5 protein-coding genes are annotated in these 1,740 nt (G+C 68.4%); all 5 read right to left on the reverse strand.

Going from position 1 to position 1,740, the window contains the following annotated elements; translation table 11 throughout:
• On the reverse strand, positions 1–252 hold a 252-nt coding region (locus tag BIV01_RS13530; protein WP_302847429.1), incomplete at its 3' end, for a sigma-70 factor domain-containing protein.
• A gap of 340 nt (positions 253–592) precedes the next feature.
• Entirely contained in the window at positions 593–760 is a 168-nt protein-coding gene (locus BIV01_RS19865) for a hypothetical protein (RefSeq protein ID WP_156794796.1), read from the reverse strand.
• 63 nt (positions 761–823) lie between these two features.
• Entirely contained in the window at positions 824–985 is a 162-nt protein-coding gene (locus tag BIV01_RS19870; RefSeq protein WP_175473729.1) for a hypothetical protein, read from the reverse strand.
• 73 nt (positions 986–1,058) lie between these two features.
• Positions 1,059–1,262 carry a hypothetical protein gene (locus tag BIV01_RS13540; protein ID WP_031262806.1) on the reverse strand — a complete coding sequence of 68 codons (204 nt, stop codon included), beginning with the start codon at positions 1,260–1,262 and terminating at the stop codon, positions 1,059–1,061.
• Between the two features lie 41 nt (positions 1,263–1,303).
• The coding region (locus BIV01_RS13545; RefSeq protein ID WP_302847430.1) for an amino acid--tRNA ligase-related protein at positions 1,304–1,740 on the reverse strand (437 nt) is incomplete at its 5' end.

Below are 1,740 nucleotides of genomic sequence, written 5' to 3' on the forward strand. Positions count from 1 at the left end.
GATGCGGCGGGCGATCTCGGCTTCTTCCTCGGCGGTGAGGAGCGAGAGGCGGCCGATGTGGCGGAGGTAGTCGCCCACCTGGTCGACCGAGGCGCCGCGGACACCCGCGAGCTGCTCGTCGGCCTCGACCTCGGTGTCGAGCGTGGTGGTCTCGACCGCGGTGACCGGAGCCTTCGCTGCGGTGGTCTTCTTGGTGCGACGTGCGGTGGTGCCGGTGGTCGTCGTCTTGGGTGCTGCGGTTGCGATCGTCATGATGACTCCCTGCGTTCGACGGGTGATGACCTCGTTGGGGGTGTCACGAGTAAAGCGTTCCGGAGGTGTACCCCACAAACCGATCGGATCGATTCTCAGGCTTCTCCGTGCTTCACCATGGATACCGTCCCCCGAGGGGTACAGCCTGTCGTCAGTCTGGTCCCCCGCACGGTCGAGAATCAAGGGGATGTCGCCGTGTTTCCGGCGTTGCATCGGTGTTTCTTGCTCGTTTCCGATCCTGTACCCCGGGCCGCCGCGTCCAGTGGACACGAAAAAGGGGTACGGCGGTCCGGATCGTGGCGATCCGGTCGTCGTACCCCGAAAACCGAACGGGCGGGGGTCACCAGGAGGGCTCGAGCCACCCCTCGCGACGCTTCGAGACCTCGAGGTCAGCGTCTCGGTCGAACTCGTCGTACTCGCTCTCGATGTCGCCGACGAGGCTGCGGCCGGTGAAGACGCCCCCGCGGTTCGCGAGGACACCACCGGAGATGATCTGCGTGATGGACATGCGGACGATGCTCACCCCGGCAGACGACGTCGGGGTGAACGGCCGGTGACGGTGTCCAGACGCTCAGACGTCGATGTCGTCGTCGCCCTCACCGTCGGGCCACACGCTGTCGTCGCGAGCGGGATCCGCGACCGCCGGGTGCCCGAAGGCGTCATCGGGATCGAGGTCGGCGAGGTCGGGGTCGGGCTGGGGTTCGGGGTCCCTGCCGTCCGGCGTCGCGCGCATGCACGCCAGGGTCGCACCGCGCGGTGAACACCGGGTGACGTCGACCGCGGGCGGCCCCTTGATCGAGAGCGGGTTACTCCGCGGAGGCGGGGGCCGGTGCCGGCACGCCGTGCTCACGCTCGAAGCGGGCGCGCTCCTCGGCCTCGACCTTGGCGTACGCGGCACGCTCGGTGCGGTCGGCCCGCATGATGGCGCGCATCACGAACCAGAAGATGAGGCCGACCACGACGGTCGGCGTCAGGGCGAAGATGATCCCGGTCACGACTCCATGCGGCACCCGAGCATCCTAACCCCCGGAACGGAGCCGTCAGCTGGGTCCTACTTCACCAACGGGAACAGGATCGTCTCGCGGATGCCCAGGCCCGTGATGGCCATGAGGAGCCGGTCGATGCCCATGCCCATGCCGCCCGACGGCGGCATCGCGTGCTCGAGTGCCCGCAGGAACTCCTCGTCGACGCGCATGGCCTCGAGGTCGCCGCCCGCAGCGAGCTTCGCCTGCTCGACGAACCGCTCCCGCTGCACGACCGGGTCGACGAGCTCGGAGTACGCCGTCGCCAGCTCGAAGCCACGGACGTAGAGGTCCCACTTCTCGACGATGCCCGGGCGGCTGCGGTGCTCGCGGGTCAGCGGCGAGGTGTCGACCGGGAAGTTCATCACGAACGTCGGACGGTCGAGCGAGTCGATGACGAAGTGCTCCCAGAGCTCTTCGACGTACTTGCCGTGCGTGGCGTGCGCGACCTCGACGCCCTCGGCAT

Source organism: Curtobacterium sp. MCBA15_013, from assembly GCF_001865095.1.
In the GTDB taxonomy this organism is placed as follows: Bacteria; Actinomycetota; Actinomycetes; order Actinomycetales; family Microbacteriaceae; genus Curtobacterium.